The sequence below is a fragment of the Paracoccus sp. MBLB3053 genome (genome assembly GCF_031822435.1).
In the GTDB taxonomy this organism is placed as follows: Bacteria; Pseudomonadota; Alphaproteobacteria; order Rhodobacterales; family Rhodobacteraceae; genus Paracoccus; species Paracoccus aurantius.
The window spans coordinates 2571378-2592270 of record NZ_JAVQLW010000001.1; the positions used below are offsets into that span (position 1 = coordinate 2571378).

Here is a 20893-nt window from a genome sequence, read left to right on the forward strand (position 1 = left end):
CATCATTCTCGCGCAAAACCGGAGAACCGCATGCTGACCATCTACGGGGTAACCCGATCCCGCGCCTCGCGCATCATCTGGCTTTGCCATGAGCTAGGTTTGCCCTTCCGCCAGGTTCCCGTGATCCAGGCCTATCGCCTTTCCGATCCGGACGCGGCGGATGCACCACAGAACACGCGATCCGAGAGCTTCCTGAAACTCTCGCCCGCAGGAGCGATCCCCGTGATCCGCGACGGCGATCTGGTGCTTTCGGAATCGCTGGCCTGCACCCTTCATCTGGCGAGAAAACACGGCCAGCCCTTCGGCCCCGCCAACGAAACCGAAGATGCGCTGATGCTGCAATGGAGCTTCTACGCCGCGGCTTCGGTCGAACAGGATGCGCTGACCATTCTCTTCCTGCACCGGCCGGGTCAGGCACAATCGGGCGCCGATCAGGCCTCGGTCGCAAATGCCGCCGAAAGGCTGATCCGACCGCTTGCGGTTCTCGAGGATCACCTTTCCCGGAACGGATATCTGGTCGCCGGCCGTTTCACAGTCGCCGACATCAATGTGGCCGAAATCCTGCGCTACGCGCAAAGCCACCACGAGCTTCTGGATCGCTTTCCGGCGGTCACGGCCTGGCTAAAGGACTGCCAGAGCCGTCCCGCGTTCATGCAGATGTGGCGGGAGCGTCTGGCCGAGCCGGAATGACTGAAAATCGTGACGGACAGGCGCAACCAGCCCGTCACGATCCACTCATGAACGCGGTAATTGCCGCAAACTCATCACCGGATCAGCTTGCCGCAACAGGGGTCGGGCCGGTTTGACGCATGTCAATATTTGCATGAATTGTCTGCATATGCGGATCTGATGAAGTCTAGGGCATACCATCGCTTGCGGTCACGATTTCAGCTGACGCTTCCCCTTGCCCCGCAACCCCGGGGCGTGAGATAAACCCGCTTCAGAAGAACAAGACGAGCAGGTGCGATGGCAGACGATCTCTTTCCGGTCTCGGACAAGGCAACCGAGAGCTATTCGGCTGCCTCCATCGAAGTGCTCGAAGGGCTCGAGCCCGTCCGCAAGCGCCCCGGCATGTATATCGGCGGGACCGATGAGCGCGCGCTGCACCATCTCGTCGCCGAGATCCTCGACAACTCGATGGACGAGGCCGTGGCCGGCCACGCCTCGCGGATCGAGGTCGAGCTTTGCGCTGATTATTCGGTCATCGTCCGCGACAATGGCCGTGGCATCCCGATCGACCCGCATCCGAAATTCCCCGGCAAGTCCGCCCTCGAGGTCATCCTTTGCACCCTTCACGCGGGCGGCAAGTTCTCGGGCGACGCCTACCAGACCTCGGGCGGCCTGCACGGCGTCGGCGCCTCGGTGGTGAACGCGCTTTCCGACAGCATGGTCGTGCAAGTTGCGCGCAACAAGGAACTGTTCCAGCAAAGCTTCTCGCGCGGAATCCCGCAGGGCCCGGTCGAAAAGGTCGGCGCCGCCCCGAACCGCCGCGGCACCACCGTGACCTTCCATGCCGACGAGCAGATCTTCGGCCATCACCGCTTCAAGCCCGCGCGGCTTCTGAAGATGGTGAAGTCCAAGGCCTATCTCTTCTCGGGCGTCGAGATCCGCTGGAAATCCGAGATCGATGACGGCGAGACGCCCGTTGAGGCCACCTTCCACTTCCCTGGCGGCCTTGCCGATTACCTGACCGAGACCTTGGGCAAGTCCTCGACCTATGCCGACCGCCCCTTTGCAGGCAGCGTCGATTTCAAGGAAAAGTTCAACGTCCCCGGCAAGGTCGATTGGGCGATCAACTGGACCCCGGCCCGCGACGGCTTCATCCAGTCTTACTGTAACACCGTCCCCACCCCCGAGGGCGGCACGCATGAGGCCGGTTTCTGGTCCGCGATTCTCAAGGGCATCCGCGGCTATGGCGAGCTGATCAACAACAAGAAGGCCGCCAACATCACCCGCGAGGACCTGCTGACCGGCGGCTGCGCGCTGGTCTCGTGTTTCATTCGCGAGCCGGAATTCGTCGGCCAGACCAAAGACCGCCTTGCCACGACCGAGGCGACCCGCCTCGTCGAGGGCGCGGTGCGCGACCATTTCGACAACTGGCTGGCGGCGGATACGAAATCGGCGGGCGCGATCCTCGATTTCCTGATCCTGCGCGCCGAGGAACGCCTGCGCCGCAAGCAGGAAAAGGAAACCGCCCGCAAGACCGCCACGAAAAAGCTGCGCCTGCCCGGCAAGCTGGTCGATTGCTCGGCCACCAACCGCGAGGGGACCGAGCTGTTCATCGTCGAGGGCGACTCGGCAGGCGGCAGCGCGAAAATGGCCCGCGAACGCCAGACCCAAGCCCTGCTGCCCCTGCGCGGCAAGATCCTGAACGTGCTGGGCGCGGCGTCTTCAAAGCTGGGGTCCAACCAGGAAATCAGCGACCTGTGCCAAGCCCTCGGCGTCAGTATGGGCTCGAAGTTCAATGTCGAGGACCTGCGCTACGACAAGGTCATCATCATGACCGATGCCGACGTGGACGGAGCCCACATCGCCTCGCTTCTGATGACCTTCTTCTTCACCCAGATGCGCCCGATGATCGACAAGGGGCACCTTTATCTCGCCTGCCCGCCCCTCTACCGCCTGACCCAAGGCGCGCATCGCGTCTATGTCGCCGATGATGCCGAGAAAGAGGCGATGCTGGCCAAGGGCCTTGGCGGCAAGGGCAAGATCGACGTGCAGCGCTTCAAGGGCCTGGGCGAGATGGACGCCAAGGACCTGAAAGACACGACGATGAACCCGAAGACGCGCAAGCTGATCCGGGTTTCGATCGACGAGGACGAGGGCGGCGAGACCGGCGATCTTGTCGAGCGACTGATGGGCAAGAAGCCCGAGCTGCGCTTCCAGTTCATCCAGGAAAACGCGCAATTCGCCGATACCGAAAACCTCGACGTCTGAGATGACCCTGCTCGCGCCGCTCGCCATCTATGTGCTGGCGGCGCTTGCCGAAATCGCCGGCTGCTTCGCCTTCTGGGCGTGGCTGCGGCTGGACCGCTCGCCCCTGTGGCTGCTGCCCGGAATGCTGTCATTGGCGCTTTTCGCCTGGCTCCTCACCCGCATCGACACCGATTTCGCTGGCCGCGCTTATGCGGCCTATGGCGGCATCTATGTCCTGGCCTCGCTCGTCTGGCTCTGGCTAACCGAGGGCCAAGTCCCGACCCGCTGGGATCTGCTGGGCGGAGGGTTATGCGTGCTGGGCGCGGCGGTGGTTTTGGTGGGGGCGCGGGGGTAGCCCGCATGCCTTAACTGAGCACCACAACAAAATATCCGCCCTTCTCGCCCACCATTTCATAAACATTGATACCAAGAACGCCTTGCAGGTCTTTATGAGACGACCGGATATAGGCCAAGCCTATGTCGGCCACCTTGGCGCGCAGTAAAAGACTAGACTATGGCCCAACGGCGGGAAAACTGTCAAAACCGCATCCCCACCTCAAACCGCGCACCTTCGAACCCGATCCCAAAACTCGCGGCCCCAAAGGTGAAACCAATCAGCGGCCCGTCCAGACCTCTTTGGGCGTATCCTCTCCGGCATGGACGCGGCTCCAGCCCGTCAGGGCCGCCGCACCATGGCGGCGGCACCGGGCCAAGGGTCGTGCTCGAAGCCTTTCCCGGCCAGATCCGAGGCACGAAGGACGCCGCCGCCCTATCGCCCCCGGGAAGGCCCTTGCCTGAGGAGTGGTCGGAGATCGGATGCGAAATATTCCTTGATCCCCCAGACCGGCGCCGCCTTGCCCTGCGGTACTGCCGCTGCTTTGCTGTGTCGACAGTTTCACGCCCATCACCTCGGGAATGCGCCAGATGACAAAGCCGGACGCCGACAGCAGGAAGCGCCTTGAAAGCCGCTCTCTCGGGGTTGCGATCTGGGGGAACCTCTTCATGGCTGCGGCGGGATTGGTTGCGGGGATCATGTCGAATTCCAACGCCATCATGATGGACGGGCTGTTTTCGCTGATCGGCTTCGGCTCGGCCCTGCTCGGGCGTCACATCAGCCCCCGTGTCGAGGCTGGCCCGGACAAGCTGCGCCCCTTTGGCTATGCCGCGGATGAGGCGATCTTTTCGACCTTCCGCGCGCTTTCGCTTCTTGGCCTCGTCCTTTTCGCCATCACCAATGCGATCAAGAATATCTACAACTATCTCGGCGGCATGATGCCCGAGCCGCTGAATTTCGCGCCCATGTTCGTGTATTTCGCCGTGATCGGCCTGACCTGCATCACCCTTTGGGCATTTCACCATGTCACCTGGCGCCGAACGGGCAAGAACAGCGCGATCCTGCGGCTCGAAGCAAAGGCCGCGCTGTTCGACGGCCTGATCACCGCCGCCGCCGGTCTGGGCCTGGGCGCCATATATCTGCTGCGGGAAGGCCCGCTGGCGCCGGTCGCGCCGGTCGGGGATTCGGTGATCGTCCTGATGTTGTGCCTGCTTGCGATCGGCTCATATCTGCGCGAATTCCGTGGCGGGCTGGGCGAATTGGCCGGGGCCAGTGCAAGCCCGCGCCATCTTGCCCTGGCGCGGCGGAGCCTGAGGACGGCAATCGCCGAGGATGGCGGGACGCTTCAGGACATGTCGGTCACCAAGCTGGGCCGCAGCTTCCTGGTGACAGTCTATTACGATCCTGGCAGGCCGGTGACGGCGGCAGAAATCGACGATCTGAACCTGCGCATGATCGTCGATGCCCGCAAGTCGATGGGCGGGGCGGATGTGCTGCTGATCGTGACCGAACATCCAAGACGCTGGCCCGACGCGCTGAGCCCGTTCTAGGCGACGTTCCGGGACAAAGAAGAAAGCCCCGCGATGGGCGGGGCTTTCCGGAGCAAAGGGATCAGTTGCGGGCCTTGTCGACCATCTTGCCTTTCGAGATCCAGGGCATCATGGCGCGCAGCTTCTCGCCGACCTTCTCGATCTCGTGCTCGTCATTGATGCGACGGGTCGCCTTGAAGAAGGGCTGGCCGACGGCGTTTTCCTGCATGAAGTCGCGCACGAACTTGCCGGTCTGGATGTCGGTCAGCACGGCCTTCATGCGGGCCTTGGTTTCCTCGTAGGGCAGGATGCGCGGACCCGAGACATATTCGCCGTATTCGGCAGTGTTCGAGATCGAGTAGTTCATGTTCGCGATGCCGCCTTCGTAGATCAGGTCCACGATCAGCTTCACTTCGTGCAGGCACTCGAAATAGGCCATTTCCGGCTCGTAGCCGGCCTCGACCAGCGTCTCGAAGCCCATGCGGATCAGTTCGACCAGGCCACCGCACAGAACCGCTTGCTCGCCGAACAGGTCGGTTTCGCATTCCTGGCGGAAGTTGGTCTCGATGATGCCCGAGCGGCCGCCGCCGATCGCCGAGCAATAGGACAGCGCGATATCCTGCGCCTTGCCGGTCGCGTCATGGTGAACCGCGAACAGGCAGGGCACGCCGCCGCCCTTGGTGTATTCGCCGCGCACCGTGTGCCCCGGACCTTTCGGGGCCATCATGATGACATCGACGCCGGGCTTCGGCTCGATCAGGCCGAAATGCACGTTCAGACCATGGGCGAAGGCAATTGCCGCACCTTCGCGAATGTTGTCATGGACGTATTTCTTGTAGGTTTCCGCCTGAAGCTCGTCGGGCATGGTGAACATGATCAGGTCGGCCCAGGCGGCTGCCTCGGCGATGCCCATCACCTTCAGGCCTTCCGCTTCGGCCTTCGCGGCGGAAGCCGAGCCTTCGCGCAGGGCGACGACGACATTCTTCGCACCCGAATCGCGCAGGTTCAGCGCATGGGCATGGCCTTGCGAGCCATAGCCCAGCATGGCGACCTTCTTGTCCTTGATCAGGTTCACATCGCAATCGCGATCGTAATAAACGCGCATCAGCGTCTCTCCTCATTCCGATGCAGGGTTTCTAGCATCCGCGCACGGACAGTTCAGTGCATTCTTCGCGAAATTTCTTTGTTTTTCACGATAATCATGCCATTGTTGGTCAATTGGTGAGAAAATCATGCCTGACGCAACCGATCGACGCATACTTCGCCAGCTTTTGGCAGATCCGCAGATCGCGAATTCCGAACTGGCGGAACGCGCTGGCGTGACATCGGCCAGCCTGTGGCGCCGCCTTGAGCGGTTGCGCGAAACTGGCGTCATTCGCGCCGTCGAATCCCGCATCGACTGGCGCAAGCTTGGTTACGAGGTGCAGGTGAGCCTCCGCTTCACTCTGGACAAGGCCGAGCCCCGCGCCTTCGACGACTTCATGGCGGCCGCGCGCAAGGTGCCCGAAGTAACAGAAATCCAGTCATTCCTGGGTTCGGTAGATTTCCGCCTCTCGGTCATCGCGCGGGACATGGCGCATTGGCAGCAGGTCTATCGCGAAAGCATCCTCACCCTGCCCCATGTCGCGGATTCGGATGCCTTGATGCTGGTTTCCACCATCAAGGACGTGCAGGAGCTTCCGCTATGAGCGCGGCGGGCTTCGTGCCTGATGCGACGGATCTCGCGATCTTGCGGCTGCTCGCCGAAGATGCGACGCGCAGCGCGGCCGAGGTCGGGCGGGCGCTCGGGATGGCCCAGCCCGCAACCTGGAGACGCATCAAGCGGCTGACCGATGCCGGGGTGATCGCAGGGCGGCGGATCGTGATCGACGAAGCGGCGCTTGGCTTTGGCGTCACGGTTTTCCTGGGCATTCGACTGGCGGCAAAAGGCCGCGTCAGCCTGGAGGATTTCGAGCGCGCCGTGACGGCCATCCCAGAGGTTCAGACAGTCCAGCACGTTCTGGGCCAGTTCGACTATCGTCTGCGCGTGCGGGCGCGCGACATCGCGGATTTCGAAAGAATCCTGCGCCGTCGTATCATGACCCTGCCCGGCGTCGGCCAGGTCGAGGCAAACGTCATGCTCTCGGAAGAGCGGCGCCCCGGTCCAATTTAGGTCACACCCTTGTTGGCTTGCATAATTGCCCGTGACACGCCAATCAGGCTCGACCCTATTGGCAGGTAAATGATGGCAAGTCCCGCTCCGTTCTCGCGTTACGAATTCATGATCGCCTGGCGTTACCTGCGCGCAAGGCGGGCCGAGGGCGGGGTCAGCGTGATGACCTGGATCAGCCTGATCGGGATCACGCTGGGCGTCATGGCGCTGATTGCCACCTTGGCCGTGCGCGCGGGGTTCAGGGCCGAATTCGTCGACACGATCCTGGGCGCGAATGCCCACAGCACGGTCTATTACGCGCCCAGCTCGATCTATAACGAGTTGACCGAGGAAACCTATGTCACCCCCGGCCGGGTCGAGGATTATGACGCGCTGGCCACGAAGATCGCACAAATCCCCGGAGTGACCCGCGCCACCCCTGTCGTGCGTGGTCAGGTGATGGCCAGCCAGAACGATGCAAACAACGTGGCCGAGGTCTATGGGCTTTCGCTTGATGCCCTGAAGGCCATCCCCCGCATCGCAGACCCGGAAACCGGCTTCGGCAATATCGAGGACTTCGACAAGGGCATCGCGATCGGCTCGGGCCTTGCGCGCGAACTGGGCGTCAGCATCGGTGATCGCGTCAGGCTCATTTCGCCCGAGGGGGCCCAGACCGCGTTCGGCACCACTCCGCGGGTCGAAAGCTACGATGTGACCTATGTCTTCACCGCAGGCCGCTATGACATCGATCGTACGCGCATCTACATGCCGATGGCCGAGGCGCAGAGCTATTTCAATCGCGAGAACGTCGCGGATGAAATCGAAGTCTTCGTCGACGACCCGGAAAAGGTCGACGACTGGACCATGCCCCTGTTGCAGGCCGCGGGCGAGCGGGCGCAGATCTGGACCTGGCGCGATGCCTCGGGCAGCTTCCTTCGGGCACTCGATATCGAGGACGATGTGATGTTCATCATCCTGTCGATCCTCGTGCTCATCGCCTCGATGAACATCACTTCGGGGCTCATCATGCTGGTCAAGAACAAGGGCCGCGACATTGGCATCCTGCGCACCATGGGTCTGACCGAAGGCGCAGTGCTGCGGGTGTTCTTTCTCTGCGGCGCCTTCACCGGAGTGATCGGGACGATCGCCGGTGTCGTGCTGGGGGTGATCTTCGCGCTCAACGTGGATCACATCATGAGCTTCGTGAACTGGTTCTCGGGCGGTGGGGCGTGGGATCCGGCGGTGCGCGGCATCTATGAACTGCCCGCGAAGCTGCGCGGGGCAGACATTGCCAAGGCGGTCATCCTGTCGCTGACGCTGTCCTTCGTCGTCACCATCTTCCCGGCGCGCCGCGCGGCCCGCATGAACCCCGTGGAGGCCCTGCGCTATGAATGATGTCCTGCTGCTGGACGGCATTTCCAAGACCTATGGCAAGGACGGCCCGGCCCCCGTCCGGGTGCTTCAGGACCTTTCCCTTTCAGTGGGCCGAGGCGAGGTCGTGGCACTTGTCGCGCCTTCCGGCGCAGGCAAGTCCACGCTTCTGCATATTGCCGGATTGCTGGACACGCCGGATACGGGACGCGTGGTCATCAATGAGCGAGACATGTCAGGCCAGCGGGATCGCGCCCGCACCGAAGCGCGCCGCCGGCAACTGGGCTTTGTCTACCAGTTCCACCACCTGCTGCCCGAGTTCACCGCAGCCGAAAACATTGTCCTGCCCCAATTGGCGAACGGGGTTTCCGACACCGCGGCGCGGGCACGCGCGGCGGATCTGCTTGGACGTGTCGGGCTGGCCCACCGATCGGAACATCGTCCCGCACAAATGTCGGGTGGTGAACAGCAGCGCGTGGCCTTCTGCCGGGCGCTGGCGAACCAGCCTTCGCTTCTGCTCGCGGACGAGCCGACCGGGAACCTTGACCCGGCGACCTCGGACACCGTTTTCGACATGTTGATGACCCTTGTGCGCGAAACCGGGCTTTCGGCGCTGATCGCCACGCATAACATGGAGCTTGCGGGCCGAATGGACAGGGTGATCCGCCTGAACGAGGTTGCCTGAACCCGCCCGAGTGGGGCACAGTCCGGCAAAACGCAACCAAACGAGGCAGCAATGCGGGCAGCAATCTGGGCAGGGCTTTGCGGGCTGGGTATGGCGGGGCTTGTGGCCGCCTGCGCCCCCGAGCCGAAGAAACAGACGACCGGGCGGATGGATTTCGTCACCCTTTGCGCCGATTGTCACGGCGACGAAGGCAAGGGCGATGGCCCGCTGGCGGAAAGCCTGACGCCCCGACCGATCGACGTGACGCAGGTCGCCGCCAAAAATGGCGGGGTCTTCCCGAAAGCACGCGTGATGGGACATATCGAAGGCTTCACCATGGGCCGGAGCGAAAGCCCCATGCCCTCATTCGGCGATGTGCTGGCCGGCCCGACGGTGCCCTATGACACGGGTGACGGCAGGGCGGTGCCCACGTCCGAGCGGCTGGTCGCCCTCATCGAATATGTCGAAGGAATGCAGGAATAGGCCAGATATCCCGCATTTCGGCGCTGATGTGCGGATTTGCGCTGACCCAGCCGGTGGCTGCTGATCCTTTCGAGGAATTCGGCACGGCAATGAAATACGGACTTCCCCTGACGGCGGCAATCTGCGCGGCGGATCAGGATCGGCTCGAGGATTTCGCCGTTCGGGGTATTCTGCAAACCGCCCTGGTCTGGGGTCTCAAGGAATATTTCGACGGTGAGCCGATCTCGCGCCGACCCTCGGGCGAGGGCAAGGGCTTCCCCTCGGGCCACACGGCAGCAGCCCTCTTCGGCGCATCCGACCTGGCAGGGAAATGCTTTGACGACAAGCCAGAGGCAGGCGCGCTGGCCTATGGCGCAGCCGGTCTGACCGGCTGGAGCCGCGTGCATGCCGGTGCGCACACGCCCGAACAGGTCTGGTCAGGCGCGTTGATCGGCCTCACCTTCGGCGCGGCAAGCTTCGGCATCGGATCGGACGGAGCGCGGTTCGAGTTCGGATTGAGGTTCTGAGCGGCGGCGCGCCACAGCATTGGCAGAACCTATTCTTCGAGCACTTCCAGCACGCCGGGAATGATGCGCAATGCCTGCCGCGCGGGCGTCGTCAGGGGGGCGTCTTCGGTGATCTCGATATCGACCAGATCCTCGCCATCCTTCAGCCGCAAAGTGATCGGCCCACGGGCACGCGAGGGCGCCGCGACTTCGGCCTGAATCCGGGCCAGAGCCTCGGCAATGCCGGGAACGGCGTCGAGCCCCGCGATCTCGACCGCCAGCCGGTTTGCACCGGCATCTGCGACAGCTTGATCCAATGGCATCACGCTGCGCGCAAGCAGCTTCACCTGATCCCCGGAAGGTTCGACCTGAACCTGCAAGACGACGTTCTCGCCCGGCTCGAGATGCTGGCGATGTGCGTCCAGCGTGTCCGAAAACACCGTCACCTCGTAAAGACCTGTCGGATCGGACAGGCCTACGAAGGCAAAACGCGTCCCGCGAGCGGATTTCTTTTCCTGCCGAAAGGCCACGGTCCCGGCAAGCTGCGCGACCAGCGCCCCATCGGCCGCGGCCTGTGTCACCTCGGCCAGCGTCTGCACGTTCTTGCGTCTTAGCGCGGGCAGGTAGTCATCAAGCGGATGGCCCGAAAGGTAGAACCCCACCGCGGCATGTTCCTCGCCCAGCTTCTCGGCCGGCATCCAGATCGGCGCGACCACCGGCCGCGGCGGGGGAAGATCCTCGCCCCCGCCGAACAGTGAGCTTTGCGACGAGGCAGCGGCCGTCTGTACAGCAGTGGACCATGCGACAAGCCCATCCAGGGATTTCAGGACTTTGGACCTGCTTTCCTCGAGAATGTCGAAGGCGCCCGCCCGTGCGAGCATTTCCAGCGGGCGTTTTCCCACCCGGCGCATGTCCACGCGGCGCGCGAAATCGTGCAGGTCGCGGAAAGGCTTGTCGCCACGCGCCTCGACGATCATCCGCATCGCCTCGATGCCCACGCCCTTCAGTGCGCCCAGCGCATAGACGATCTTGCCGTCCTTGACCGTGAAGGTCGCATCCGACCGGTTCACGCAGGGCGGCACCGTCTCGATTCCCATCCGATCGGCTTCGCGCTTGTAGACGGCCAGCTTGTCGGTCAGGTGGATATCGCAGTTCATCACCGCGGCCATGAATTCGACAGGGTGGTTCGCCTTCAGCCATGCGGTCTGGTAGCTGACAACGGCATAGGCGGCAGCGTGTGACTTGTTGAAGCCGTAATTCGCAAATTTCTCGAGAAGGTCAAAGACCTCTCCGGCCTTTTTCGAATCCACGCCATTTGCGACCGCGCCGTTGACGAATTTGGGCCGTTCCTTGGCCATTTCCTCGGCGATCTTCTTGCCCATGGCGCGGCGCAGAAGGTCGGCCCCGCCCAGGCTGTAGCCCGCCATGACCTGCGCAATCTGCATCACCTGTTCCTGGTAGACGATGATGCCCTGCGTCTCGGCCAGAATCGGGTCGATGCTGGGATGCAGCGATTCGAGTTCTCGCAGGCCGTTCTTGACCTCACAATAGGTCGGGATGTTCTCCATCGGGCCGGGGCGGTAAAGCGCCACCAGCGCCACGATATCCTCGATGCACGTCGGCTTCATGCGCCGCAGCGCATCCATCATCCCCGAGCTTTCGACCTGGAAGACGGCGACCGTGCGGGCGCTCGCGAACAGATCGTAGCTTGGCTTGTCGTCCAGCGGGATGGCGTTGATCTGGTTCTCTGCCCCCTCTGCAGGCTGGTACAATTCCCGCCCGTCCGCCGCGACATGCAAGGGCCGCCCGCCCCCATTGATCAGGTCGACGGCGTTCTGGATGACCGTCAGGGTTTTCAGGCCAAGAAAGTCGAACTTGACCAGCCCGGCCTGCTCGACCCACTTCATGTTGAACTGGGTCGCGGGCATTTCCGAGGCCGGATCGCGGTATAGCGGCACCAGCTTGTCAAGCGGGCGATCCCCGATCACCACGCCCGCGGCATGGGTCGACGCGTTCCGAAGCAAGCCTTCCAGCTTCGCCGCATAATCCAGGAGGCGGCCCACCACCTCTTCCTTGGCGGCTTCGCGCAGGCGCGGTTCATCGGCCAGAGCCTTGGTCACGCTTACTGGCTTCACGCCCTCGACCGGAATCATCTTGGAAAGGCGGTCGACCTGACCGAAGGGCAGTTGCAGCACGCGCCCCACGTCGCGCACCGCCGCCTTGGACAGAAGCGCGCCGAAGGTGATGATCTGGCCGACCTTGTCGCGGCCATATTTCTCTTGCACATACTGGATCACCTCTTCGCGGCGATCCATGCAGAAATCGATATCGAAGTCGGGCATCGAGACCCGCTCCGGGTTCAGGAAGCGTTCGAAAAGCAGCGAATAGCGCAGCGGATCAAGATCGGTGATCGTCAGGGCATAAGCCACCAGCGAACCTGCACCCGACCCCCGGCCCGGCCCGACCGGGATGCCCTGATCCTTGGCCCATTTGATGAAGTCGGCAACGATAAGGAAATACCCCGGGAAGCCCATCTGCTCGATGATGCCAAGCTCGAACCGCAGGCGTTCTTCGTATTCCTCGACCGTGACGGCATGAGGGATGACCGACAGGCGCGAGCGCAGGCCGTCCCAGGCCTGACGCCGAAGTGCCTCGACCTCGTCATCGGCAAAGCGCGGCAGGATCGGCTTGTGCTTCTTGACGGCGAAGGCGCAGCGCTTGGCAATCTCGACGGTATTCTCGATGGCCTCGGGGAGATCGGCGAACAAGGCCACCATCTCGGCCGGAGACTTGAAGTAATGGTCGGGCGTCAGGCGCCGCCGCGGCGCGGTCTGGTCGACATAACTGCGCTCGGAAATGCAGATCAGCGCGTCATGGGCGTCGTAAAGATCGGACTTGGGGAAATAGACATCATTCGTCGCAACCAGCGGCAGATCCAGCTCATAGGCAAGGTCGATCATGCCGCCTTCGGATGCCACTTCCTCGGCGACAGGCGTACCTCCTCCATCCTTGTGGCGCTGCAGCTCGACATAAAGCCGGTTGGGAAAAGCCGATGCGAGTTGCTCGAGCAACGCCTTCGCCTCGGGCATCCGTCCCTGCCCCACAAGCTGTCCCAGCGGCCCCAGCGCCCCGCCGGCGAGACAGATCAGACCTTCCGAGCGCGCGCCAAGCTCTTCCAGCGTCACATGCGGCAGCGCATTGCCGTCGCGCAGATAGAGACAGCTCGAAAGCTCCATCAGGTTAAGCCAGCCGACCTCGTTCTGGGCCAGAAGAACGACTGCACCAGTGGCTGCCGCTTCCAGGGTCACCTGGCAGCCGATGATGGGCTGAACCCCGGCATCCTGCGCCTTGACCGAAAATTCCAGCGCGGCGAACAACGCGTTGGAATCCGTCAGCGCGACTGCCGGCATGCCGTTTTGTGCTGCAAGATCAGCAAGTTTCTTGACGGGCACGGCTCCTTCCAGCAACGAATGTTCGGAATGCGTGCGCAGATGGATGAATCGGGGCGAGATTTCGGGCATGCCGCCAATCTAGGCTCGACCTGTCCAACTGTGCAATTGCTCCTCGGCGGAAAACCGCTAAAGGTGATCGAAATATAGGGCAAAGAGGCACTGGACAGTGACAGAGGTTTTCCGGGCCGAGGGTCTGGGCAAGACATATCCGGGCGTCCGTGCGAATGACGATATCAGCTTCGCGGTCGGCGCTGGCGAAATCCATGCATTGCTCGGGGAAAACGGGGCTGGCAAATCGACGCTGGTCAAGATGATCTATGGCCTTGTCCGCCCGGATGACGGCCGAATGTCGCTGCTGGGCGCGCCGCACGCGCCATCGGATCCGCGCGGGGCCCGCGCAGCGGGTGTCGCGATGGTGTTTCAGCATTTCTCGTTGTTCGACGCGCTGACCGTCGCCGAGAACATCGCACTTGGCATGGAGAACCCGCCCGCGCGGGCCGAATTGTCCCGCCGCATTTCGGAACTGTCGCAAAGCTACGGGCTGCCGCTGAATCCCACGCGTCGGGTCGCAACCCTCTCCGCCGGTGAGCGGCAACGCGTGGAGATCCTGCGCTGTCTGCTGCAGAACCCGCGTCTTCTCATCATGGATGAGCCGACGAGCGTGCTGACCCCGCAAGAGGCCGAGATCCTTTTCGCGACCTTGCGACAACTGGCCGGGGCCGGAACGGCCGTTCTCTATATCAGCCACAAGCTGGAAGAAATCCGCAGCCATTGCGATCAGGCCACCATCCTGCGCCATGGCAAGGTCGTCCGCACGGTTGCCCCCCGCGCCCATAGCGCGCGGGAACTGGCCGCGATGATGGTGGGCGCAGAGATGCGCATCGTCGATCGTTCGGGGCGGCGGCCCGGTGACAAGGTCCTTGAGGTCAAGGCACTTTCGACAGGCTCCACGGCCGAGGGTGTGTCGCTCAAGCAGATCGGCCTGAGACTGCATAAAGGTGAAATCCTTGGTATTGGCGGCGTCGCCGGCAATGGCCAGGAAGAGCTGCTGGCAGCCTTGTCGGGTGAAATCGGCTCGCCGCGGGGAACCGTCCTCCTCGGGCAAGCCGATCTTTCCGAGGCCGGTCCCGAAACGCGGCGACGGGCCGGGCTTCTTGCCGCCCCCGAAGACCGGCTTGGCCATGCCGCCGTTCCCGAATTCAGCCTGACCGAGAACACGCTGCTGACGGCCGGGGCAAGGCAAGGGATCGTCAAGCGGGGCCTGATCGACAACGGCGCGGCGCGTCGCTTCGCCGAAGAGATCATCGCGAAATTCGACGTGCGCACCCCCGGCCCCGGCACGGCGGCCGGCGCGCTTTCGGGCGGCAACCTGCAAAAATTCGTCATCGGCCGCGAGGTGCTGGGCCGCCCCGAGGTCCTGGTGGTGAACCAGCCGACATGGGGCGTCGATGCAGGTGCCGCCGCCGCGATCCGCCAGGCGCTTCTTGATCTGGCTGCCCAGGGCGCCGGGGTGATTGTCATCAGTCAGGATCTCGACGAGCTTCTTGAACTCTCCGACAGGTTCTGCGCCCTGAACGAGGGCCGCCTTTCCGCCCCTCGCCCGACCGAAGGTCTGACCATCGACGAGATCGGGCTGATGCTTGGCGGCGCACATGGAATGGAGGTCGGCCATGTTCCGGCTTGAGCCGCGCGCCAGCGCGTCGCTGGGATGGCAGATCGCCACCCCGATCATGGCCGTGGTCGCGACCGTGATCGTCGGCGGGCTGCTGTTCTGGGCGCTGGGCTTCGATCCCGTCGCGGCCATTCGCACGATTTTCTGGGACCCGCTTTTCGGCCCCGCCTCGGGATATTCGCGTCCGCAGCTTCTGGTCAAGGCGGGGCCGCTGATCCTGATCGCTTCGGGACTGGCCTTGGGCTTTCGCGCCGGAATCTGGAATATCGGCGCCGAGGGGCAATACATCATCGGCGGGATCTGCGGTGCGGCCGTGGCGCTTGCCGCCTATCCGCTGCAGGCCTTCTGGATCTTTCCCGCGATGATCCTTGCCGGTGCCCTGGGCGGCTGGGCCTGGGGCATGGTTCCCGCAATGCTGCGCAACTGGTTCGGCGCGTCCGAGATCCTCGTGTCGCTGATGCTCGTCTATGTCGCGCAGAAGATCGCGGCCTGGATGGCCTTCGGCCCGATGAAGAACCCCGAGGGATTCAACTTCCCCGGCTCGCGCAATCTGCAGCAATATCCTTCCGCCTCGAACCCCGAACTCATTCCCAATACCGGGCTTCATTGGGGTGTCATCGCTGCCGGTATCGCTCTGCTGGTGGTCTGGTTCGTGATGTCGCGCCATGTTCTGGGCTTCCACATCCGCACTGCCGGCGCCGCCCCGCGCGCGGCAAGGTTTGCGGGCGTCCGCCCCGATCGCCTGGTAGCGCTTTGCCTGGGCGCCTCGGGCGCGCTGGCGGGTCTGGCGGGGTTGTTCGAGGTCGCCGGTCCTGCCGGTCAGATCACCGAAAGCTTCGGCTCGGGCTACGGCTTCACCGCCATCATCGTGGCGTTCCTTGGCCGCCTGCATCCCCTGGGCATCCTGCTGGCCGGCCTGCTGCTGGCGCTGACCTATATCGGCGGCGAGCTTGCGCAGATGATGCTGCAACTGCCCGCCGCATCCGTCCAGGTCTTTCAAGGGATGCTTCTGTTCTTCCTCCTGGGCTTTGACCTGCTGACCCGATACCGCATCCGGAGGCGCGCGTGATGATCGATCCGATCGCCGTTTTCATGCTGCTGCTTGGTGCAGCCACCCCCATTTTGTTTGCAGCGCTCGGCGAGCTCGTGGTCGAGCGGGCGGGCGTGCTGAACCTTGGTGTCGAAGGCATGATGATCGGAGGCGCGCTTGCGGGATTTGCCGTGGCCCATGCCACCGGAAGCCCGGCACTGGGCTTCGTCGGAGCGGCCGTCGCGGGCACCGCGCTTGCGATGGTATTTGCCCTGCTTACGCAGTTCCTGCTGTCTAACCAGGTCGCGAGTGGCCTTGCCCTGACACTGTTCGGGCTTGGCCTTACCGCGATGTTCGGCAAGCCCTATGAAGGCGTCAAGGCACCCGCCATGATGGCAGGTCCGCTGGGGCTGAACCTGATGATCTGGCTGGGCCTGACAATGGTGCCCGTGACATGGTGGGTCCTGATGCGCACGCGCGCCGGGTTGATCCTGCGCGCCGTGGGGGAAAACCATGACGCGGCCCATGGGCTGGGCTACCCGGTGCGCAAGGTCAGGTTGGCGGCGCTGGCCTTTGGCGGGGCGATGGCCGGAATGGGCGGGGCCTACATCTCGATTGCCACGGTTCTGCAATGGACCGAGGGCATGACGGCCGGCGCAGGCTGGATCGCACTGGCGATCGTCGTCTTCGCGCAATGGAACCCATGGGGCGCGCTGGCCGGGGCATGGCTTTTTGGCGGCGTGACGGTGCTGCAGTTGCGATTGCAGGCCGCGGGCGTCGCCGTGCCGGTCCAACTGCTCAGCATGGCACCCTATCTTGCGACGATCATCGTCCTTGTGCTCATCTCGGCCCGCCAGAAATTCGGCCACCGGTCGGGGGGCGCTGCCCCCGCCTCGCTCGGCAAGCCTTTCCACGCGCTGCGCTAAGCAGCACCCCACCCAACAGGAGTCCCTATATGAAACGCAGAACCCTTCTTGGCAGCGCGGCGGCGCTCATGGCCGTTTCGGCAATCCCCGCGATGGCCCAGGATGACAAGCTCAAGGTCGGCTTCATCTATGTCGGCCCGGTCGGCGATGGTGGCTGGACCTATCAGCACGATCTGGCGCGCCAGGCGATCGAGAAGGAGTATGGCGACAAGATCGAGACGACCTTCATCGAAAGCGTCCCGGAAGGTGCGGATGCCGAGCGCGCCCTGACCCAGCTTGCCCTGGCAGGCAACAAGCTGATCTTCGCGACCAGCTTCGGCTTCATGGACGCGACGATCAACGTCGCCTCGAAGTTTCCTGACATCAAGTTCGAACATGCCACCGGCTACAAGCGGGCCGACAACGTCGCGACCTACGATGCCCGCTTCTACGAGGGACGCGCCGTCATCGGCACCATCGCGGGGCGCATGACCAAGTCGAACAAGATCGGCTATATCGGCTCGTTCCCGATCCCCGAAGTCATCCAGGGCATCAACTCGGCCTTCATCCACGCCCGCAAGGTGAACCCGGAAGTCGAAATGAAGGTGGTCTGGGTCTATAGCTGGTTCGATCCGGCGAAAGAGGCCGATGCGGCCGCCGCCCTGCTGGCCGAGGGTGTCGACGTATTCATGCAGCACACCGATTCCACCGCACCGCTCGCGAAGGCCCAGGAAGCCGGTGCGCTGGCCTTTGGCCAGGCTTCCGATATGGCGAGCTTCGCGCTGACCCCGCGCATCGCCTCGATCGTCGACAACTGGGCACCTTATTACATCAAGCGGGTCGGCCAGGTTCTGGACGGCAGCTGGAAATCGGAAGCCACCTGGGCAGGGATCGGCGACGGCGAGGTGGTGATCGGAGAGATCACCGAAGCCGTGCCCGCCGATGTCAAGGCAGAGGCAGAGGAACTCAAGGCCAAGATCGCCTCGGGCGAATACCACCCCTTCACCGGCCCGCTGAAGAAACAGGATGGCAGCGACTGGCTGGCCGATGGGCAAACCGCGACCGACGAAGAACTTTCCGGTCTGAATTTCTATGTCGAGGGCATCACCGCCCCGATGCCGCAATAATCAGGCGGTTCCGCACAAAAGGAAACCGGGGCCTTGCCCCGGTTTTCTCATCTCATCGGCCCCTGATCACTCCAGATGGCTTTCCAGGAACCACAGGTCCTTGTCGGCCGTCCGGGATGCCGCCGTGAACAGGTCGGCGGTATCCGCATCGCCAGCTTCGTCAGTCGTATCGATCGCTTCGCGAACCTTGGCGCCATAGTCGCGCATCCGCTCGCAAATCGCCTTGATATGATCCTCGGCCTTGGTCAGGTTGGTCGGGTATTCCTTGAGCGTGCTCGACTTGGCGACCTTCTCGACGGTTCCGATTGCGACCCCGTCCAGGATCTGCACGCGTTCGGCCATCTCGTCGACATGGGTCTGCAAATTCACGAAAACTGTGTCGAACAGTTCGTGGACAGCGATGAAGTTGCGGCCCTTGACGTTCCAGTGCGCCTGCTTGATCGCGGCCGACAGGGCCACGGCATCAGCAAGGCGGGCGTTCAGTTCGGCGATCGCGGTCTTGCGCGCATTGTCGGCAAGACCCTGAACATTGACTGGCATTCCGGTCTCCTTCGTTGGATTTCACCCTACGAACGAGCAGGAGCGGAACGAGGTTCCCGACCCTTCGTCATACCTGCCATGAAAAAGGCGGTGCTTCCGCCAGGGAAAGCACCGCCCGTATCGCCAAAGGCAAGGGTCCTATCAGACCGCGCCCTGGATGAATTTGACCGCGTCGCCGAAGGTCTGGATGGTTTCGGCAGCGTCATCCGGGATCTCGATCCCGAACTCTTCCTCGAACGCCATGACCAGTTCGACCGTATCCAGAGAATCGGCGCCCAGATCGTCGATGAAGGAGGCGCTTTCGGTCACCTTGTCCTCGTCAACGCCCAGATGCTCGACGACAATTTTCTTCACGCGATCAGCAATATCGCTCATGTCTCTTCCTCATTTTCGCGGGCATCCGCCCAAAATGTTGACAGCTCACGCTGACGAGAGCCCAGGGCGGTTTCCCTGCAGCCTTGTTCGCGGGATATAGCACGGGAACGTGATCTTGCAACCGGTTAAACCGAAGATCACAGCATCGCCATCCCGCCATTCACATGCAAAGTGGCGCCTGTGACATATCCCGCCTCGGCGCTGCTCAGATAGAGCACCGCTGCGGCGATTTCCTGAGCATTCCCCATCCGCCCTGCAGGGATCTGCGTCAGGATGCGGGATTTCTGGTCGTCGTTCAACTTGTCGGTCATCGCGGTTTCGATGAAACCGGGGGCGACGCAGTTGACGGTGATGCCACGGGACGCGACCTCATAGGCCAGGCTTTTCGACATGCCGACGAGGCCCGCCTTGGCGGCGGCATAGTTGCCCTGCCCCGGATTTCCGGTCGCACCCACCACCGAGGTAATGTTGACGATGCGGCCCCAGCGGGCCTTCATCATGCCGCGCAGGACGCCCCGGCACAGCCGGAAGCTGGAGGTCAGATTGACGTCGAGCACCTGCTGCCATTCCTCGTCCGACATGCGCATGAACAGATTGTCACGCGTGATCCCGGCATTGTTCACCAGGATGTCGATGCTGCCCATCGCCTCGGCCGCTGCCTTCGGCAGGGCTTCGACCGCCGTGGCGTCGCCCAGGTTGGCGGTCACGACATGCGCCCGCTCGCCCAACTTCTCGGCGAGTTCCCTCAGCGGCGCTTCGCGGGTCCCATGCAGCGCGACGGTCGCGCCCGCCTGATGCAGCGCCTCGGCCACCGCGCCCCCGATCCCACCGGAGGCGCCGGTTACCAGCGCATTCTTGCCCGTCAGATCAAACATCCCAGCCTCGTTTCCTTGATATCCAAATCCATTCGGAAGCGCCGGAGCATGGCCCCGACCCTGCCATCAGCCCTTCAGCGCCGCGATGTCGGCAGGCGTGCCGATGGCACGTGTAACCGCCTCTTTCGAGATGCGCTTGATCATGCCCGACAGCGCCTTGCCAGCTCCGACTTCCCAGAATTCGGTGACGCCCGCGGCGGCCAGAAACTCGACCGACTCGCGCCAGCGGACCGAGCCCGTCACCTGCTCGACGAGAAGCTGGCGGATCATGTCAGGGTCGGCGACAGCCTCAGCGCGCACATTGGCCACAAGCGGCACGGCAGGCGCGGCAATCTCGATGCTGGCCAGGGCCTCGGCCATGACCGTGGCTGCAGGCTCCATCAGGGCCGAGTGAAAGGGGGCCGAAACCGGCAGCATCAGTGCGCGCTTCGCGCCACGCTCCTTCGCCATCGAGGCGGCGCGTTCGACCGCCGCCTTGTTCCCCGAGATCACGACCTGAGCCGGATCGTTGTCATTGGCAGCCTGGCAGACTTCGCCCTGGGCGGCGTCGCGGGCCAGCTCGGCGACCGCCGCGAAGTCCAGTCCGAGAACGGCCGCCATCGCGCCTTGCCCGACCGGCACGGCATCCTGCATGGCCTTTCCCCGCAGACGAAGCAGGCGGGCCGTATCGGCAAGGCTGAGTGCGCCCGCCGCGCAAAGTGCCGAATATTCGCCCAGCGAATGCCCCGCGACGAAGGCCGCGTCCTTGATGCCGAAGCCTTCCGCTTCAAGCGCACGGAATGCCGCGATCGAGGTTGCCATCAGCGCGGGCTGCGCGTTCTGCGTCAGCGTCAGCGTCTCGATATCGCCTTCCCAGATCAGGTCAGACAGTTTCTCGCCCAGAGCCTCATCGACCTCGGCGAAGACCTCGCGCGCGGCTGGATAGGCCTCGGCCAGCTCGCGCCCCATGCCCACCACCTGGGCGCCCTGGCCGGGAAATACGAATGCCCGCATCCTGCAGTCCT

The 20893-nt window shown here is 63.4% G+C and carries 20 protein-coding genes; 14 read left to right on the plus strand and 6 right to left on the minus strand.

Going from position 1 to position 20893, the window contains the following annotated elements; translation table 11 throughout:
• Positions 1-30 precede the first annotated feature (30 nt).
• The 4 genes from RGQ15_RS12845 (at position 31) to RGQ15_RS12860 (ending at position 4800) form a co-directional block, all read left to right on the plus strand.
• Positions 31-690, plus strand: a complete 660-nt coding sequence (locus tag RGQ15_RS12845) for a glutathione S-transferase family protein (RefSeq protein ID WP_311160668.1) — start codon at positions 31-33, stop codon at positions 688-690.
• A gap of 276 nt (positions 691-966) precedes the next feature.
• Positions 967-2937: a DNA topoisomerase IV subunit B gene (gene parE, locus RGQ15_RS12850; protein WP_311160669.1), complete on the plus strand. Its 1971-nt coding sequence runs from the start codon at positions 967-969 to the stop codon at positions 2935-2937.
• Position 2938: 1 nt separating this feature from the next.
• Positions 2939-3271, plus strand: a complete 333-nt coding sequence (locus tag RGQ15_RS12855; protein WP_311160670.1) for a YnfA family protein — start codon at positions 2939-2941, stop codon at positions 3269-3271.
• Between the two features lie 569 nt (positions 3272-3840).
• Positions 3841-4800, plus strand: a complete 960-nt coding sequence (locus RGQ15_RS12860) for a cation transporter (protein WP_311160672.1) — start codon at positions 3841-3843, stop codon at positions 4798-4800.
• A 61-nt stretch (positions 4801-4861) separates the two neighbouring features.
• Here the strand turns inward: RGQ15_RS12860 and ilvC are convergent, their stop codons facing one another.
• Entirely contained in the window at positions 4862-5884 is a 1023-nt protein-coding gene (ilvC, locus tag RGQ15_RS12865) for a ketol-acid reductoisomerase (RefSeq protein WP_311160673.1), read from the minus strand.
• A 127-nt stretch (positions 5885-6011) separates the two neighbouring features.
• Here ilvC and RGQ15_RS12870 point away from each other — a divergent pair, with 127 nt between their 5' ends.
• From RGQ15_RS12870 to RGQ15_RS12895, 6 genes are all read left to right on the plus strand, one after another.
• A complete protein-coding gene (locus tag RGQ15_RS12870; RefSeq protein ID WP_311160674.1) occupies positions 6012-6467 on the plus strand; it encodes an Lrp/AsnC family transcriptional regulator in 456 nt (151 codons plus the stop codon).
• Positions 6464-6931 (plus strand): Lrp/AsnC family transcriptional regulator, encoded by a 468-nt coding sequence (locus tag RGQ15_RS12875; protein WP_311160675.1) that lies wholly within the window; start codon positions 6464-6466, stop codon positions 6929-6931. Before RGQ15_RS12870 ends, RGQ15_RS12875 begins: the two co-directional genes overlap by 4 nt.
• 69 nt (positions 6932-7000) lie before the next feature.
• On the plus strand, positions 7001-8305 hold the full coding sequence (locus RGQ15_RS12880; RefSeq protein WP_311160676.1) for a lipoprotein-releasing ABC transporter permease subunit: 1305 nt from the start codon (positions 7001-7003) through the stop codon (positions 8303-8305).
• Positions 8298-8966: an ABC transporter ATP-binding protein gene (locus tag RGQ15_RS12885; protein WP_311160677.1), complete on the plus strand. Its 669-nt coding sequence runs from the start codon at positions 8298-8300 to the stop codon at positions 8964-8966. The genes RGQ15_RS12880 and RGQ15_RS12885 overlap by 8 nt, the downstream gene beginning before the upstream one ends.
• A 51-nt stretch (positions 8967-9017) precedes the next feature.
• Positions 9018-9428: a c-type cytochrome gene (locus RGQ15_RS12890; protein WP_311160678.1), complete on the plus strand. Its 411-nt coding sequence runs from the start codon at positions 9018-9020 to the stop codon at positions 9426-9428.
• 53 nt (positions 9429-9481) lie between these two features.
• Entirely contained in the window at positions 9482-9934 is a 453-nt protein-coding gene (locus tag RGQ15_RS12895) for a phosphatase PAP2 family protein (RefSeq protein WP_311160680.1), read from the plus strand.
• Between the two features lie 29 nt (positions 9935-9963).
• Here the strand turns inward: RGQ15_RS12895 and dnaE are convergent, their stop codons facing one another.
• Positions 9964-13434: a DNA polymerase III subunit alpha gene (gene dnaE, locus RGQ15_RS12900; protein WP_311160681.1), complete on the minus strand. Its 3471-nt coding sequence runs from the start codon at positions 13432-13434 to the stop codon at positions 9964-9966.
• A 97-nt stretch (positions 13435-13531) separates the two neighbouring features.
• On the opposite strand from dnaE, the gene RGQ15_RS12905 reads away from it, so the two are divergent.
• Genes RGQ15_RS12905 through RGQ15_RS12920 form a run of 4 tightly spaced genes read left to right on the plus strand, consistent with a single transcriptional unit; the run spans position 13532 to position 18099 of the window.
• On the plus strand, positions 13532-15049 hold the full coding sequence (locus tag RGQ15_RS12905) for an ABC transporter ATP-binding protein (protein ID WP_311160683.1): 1518 nt from the start codon (positions 13532-13534) through the stop codon (positions 15047-15049).
• Positions 15036-16106 (plus strand): ABC transporter permease, encoded by a 1071-nt coding sequence (locus tag RGQ15_RS12910; protein ID WP_311160684.1) that lies wholly within the window; start codon positions 15036-15038, stop codon positions 16104-16106. The genes RGQ15_RS12905 and RGQ15_RS12910 overlap by 14 nt, the downstream gene beginning before the upstream one ends.
• A complete protein-coding gene (locus RGQ15_RS12915; RefSeq protein ID WP_311160685.1) occupies positions 16106-16993 on the plus strand; it encodes an ABC transporter permease in 888 nt (295 codons plus the stop codon). Before RGQ15_RS12910 ends, RGQ15_RS12915 begins: the two co-directional genes overlap by 1 nt.
• A 29-nt stretch (positions 16994-17022) precedes the next feature.
• The gene (locus tag RGQ15_RS12920; protein WP_311160687.1) at positions 17023-18099 is read left to right on the plus strand and encodes a BMP family ABC transporter substrate-binding protein; all 1077 of its coding nucleotides are present in this window, start codon (positions 17023-17025) and stop codon (positions 18097-18099) included.
• A 66-nt stretch (positions 18100-18165) separates the two neighbouring features.
• Here the strand turns inward: RGQ15_RS12920 and dps are convergent, their stop codons facing one another.
• The 4 genes from dps to fabD all read right to left on the minus strand — a co-directional run bounded on the left by dps (position 18166) and on the right by fabD (position 20882).
• Complete coding sequence (dps, locus tag RGQ15_RS12925) at positions 18166-18639, minus strand: DNA starvation/stationary phase protection protein Dps (RefSeq protein ID WP_311160688.1); 474 nt, start codon at positions 18637-18639, stop codon at positions 18166-18168.
• Between the two features lie 141 nt (positions 18640-18780).
• On the minus strand, positions 18781-19014 hold the full coding sequence (locus RGQ15_RS12930) for an acyl carrier protein (RefSeq protein ID WP_028720942.1): 234 nt from the start codon (positions 19012-19014) through the stop codon (positions 18781-18783).
• Between the two features lie 137 nt (positions 19015-19151).
• Entirely contained in the window at positions 19152-19889 is a 738-nt protein-coding gene (fabG, locus tag RGQ15_RS12935) for a 3-oxoacyl-ACP reductase FabG (RefSeq protein WP_311160690.1), read from the minus strand.
• A gap of 66 nt (positions 19890-19955) precedes the next feature.
• Complete coding sequence (gene fabD, locus RGQ15_RS12940; RefSeq protein WP_311160691.1) at positions 19956-20882, minus strand: ACP S-malonyltransferase; 927 nt, start codon at positions 20880-20882, stop codon at positions 19956-19958.
• Positions 20883-20893 lie beyond the last annotated feature (11 nt).

What these genes read in the sequence shown, in the direction of transcription:
- RGQ15_RS12890 (WP_311160678.1), top strand. Translation starts at nt 9,018, where the DNA reads ATGCGGGCAGCAATCTGGGCAGGGCTTTGCGGGCTGGGTATGGCGGGG.
- RGQ15_RS12870 (WP_311160674.1), top strand. Translation starts at nt 6,012, where the DNA reads ATGCCTGACGCAACCGATCGACGCATACTTCGCCAGCTTTTGGCAGAT.
- RGQ15_RS12880 (WP_311160676.1), top strand. Translation starts at nt 7,001, where the DNA reads ATGATGGCAAGTCCCGCTCCGTTCTCGCGTTACGAATTCATGATCGCC.
- dps (WP_311160688.1), bottom strand. Translation starts at nt 18,639, where the DNA reads ATGCCAGTCAATGTTCAGGGTCTTGCCGACAATGCGCGCAAGACCGCG.
- ilvC (WP_311160673.1), bottom strand. Translation starts at nt 5,884, where the DNA reads ATGCGCGTTTATTACGATCGCGATTGCGATGTGAACCTGATCAAGGAC.
- parE (WP_311160669.1), top strand. Translation starts at nt 967, where the DNA reads ATGGCAGACGATCTCTTTCCGGTCTCGGACAAGGCAACCGAGAGCTAT.
- RGQ15_RS12930 (WP_028720942.1), bottom strand. Translation starts at nt 19,014, where the DNA reads ATGAGCGATATTGCTGATCGCGTGAAGAAAATTGTCGTCGAGCATCTG.
- RGQ15_RS12910 (WP_311160684.1), top strand. Translation starts at nt 15,036, where the DNA reads ATGTTCCGGCTTGAGCCGCGCGCCAGCGCGTCGCTGGGATGGCAGATC.
- dnaE (WP_311160681.1), bottom strand. Translation starts at nt 13,434, where the DNA reads ATGCCCGAAATCTCGCCCCGATTCATCCATCTGCGCACGCATTCCGAA.
- RGQ15_RS12875 (WP_311160675.1), top strand. Translation starts at nt 6,464, where the DNA reads ATGAGCGCGGCGGGCTTCGTGCCTGATGCGACGGATCTCGCGATCTTG.
- fabG (WP_311160690.1), bottom strand. Translation starts at nt 19,889, where the DNA reads ATGTTTGATCTGACGGGCAAGAATGCGCTGGTAACCGGCGCCTCCGGT.
- RGQ15_RS12855 (WP_311160670.1), top strand. Translation starts at nt 2,939, where the DNA reads ATGACCCTGCTCGCGCCGCTCGCCATCTATGTGCTGGCGGCGCTTGCC.
- RGQ15_RS12885 (WP_311160677.1), top strand. Translation starts at nt 8,298, where the DNA reads ATGAATGATGTCCTGCTGCTGGACGGCATTTCCAAGACCTATGGCAAG.
- RGQ15_RS12860 (WP_311160672.1), top strand. Translation starts at nt 3,841, where the DNA reads ATGACAAAGCCGGACGCCGACAGCAGGAAGCGCCTTGAAAGCCGCTCT.
- RGQ15_RS12915 (WP_311160685.1), top strand. Translation starts at nt 16,106, where the DNA reads ATGATCGATCCGATCGCCGTTTTCATGCTGCTGCTTGGTGCAGCCACC.
- RGQ15_RS12920 (WP_311160687.1), top strand. Translation starts at nt 17,023, where the DNA reads ATGAAACGCAGAACCCTTCTTGGCAGCGCGGCGGCGCTCATGGCCGTT.
- RGQ15_RS12845 (WP_311160668.1), top strand. Translation starts at nt 31, where the DNA reads ATGCTGACCATCTACGGGGTAACCCGATCCCGCGCCTCGCGCATCATC.
- fabD (WP_311160691.1), bottom strand. Translation starts at nt 20,882, where the DNA reads ATGCGGGCATTCGTATTTCCCGGCCAGGGCGCCCAGGTGGTGGGCATG.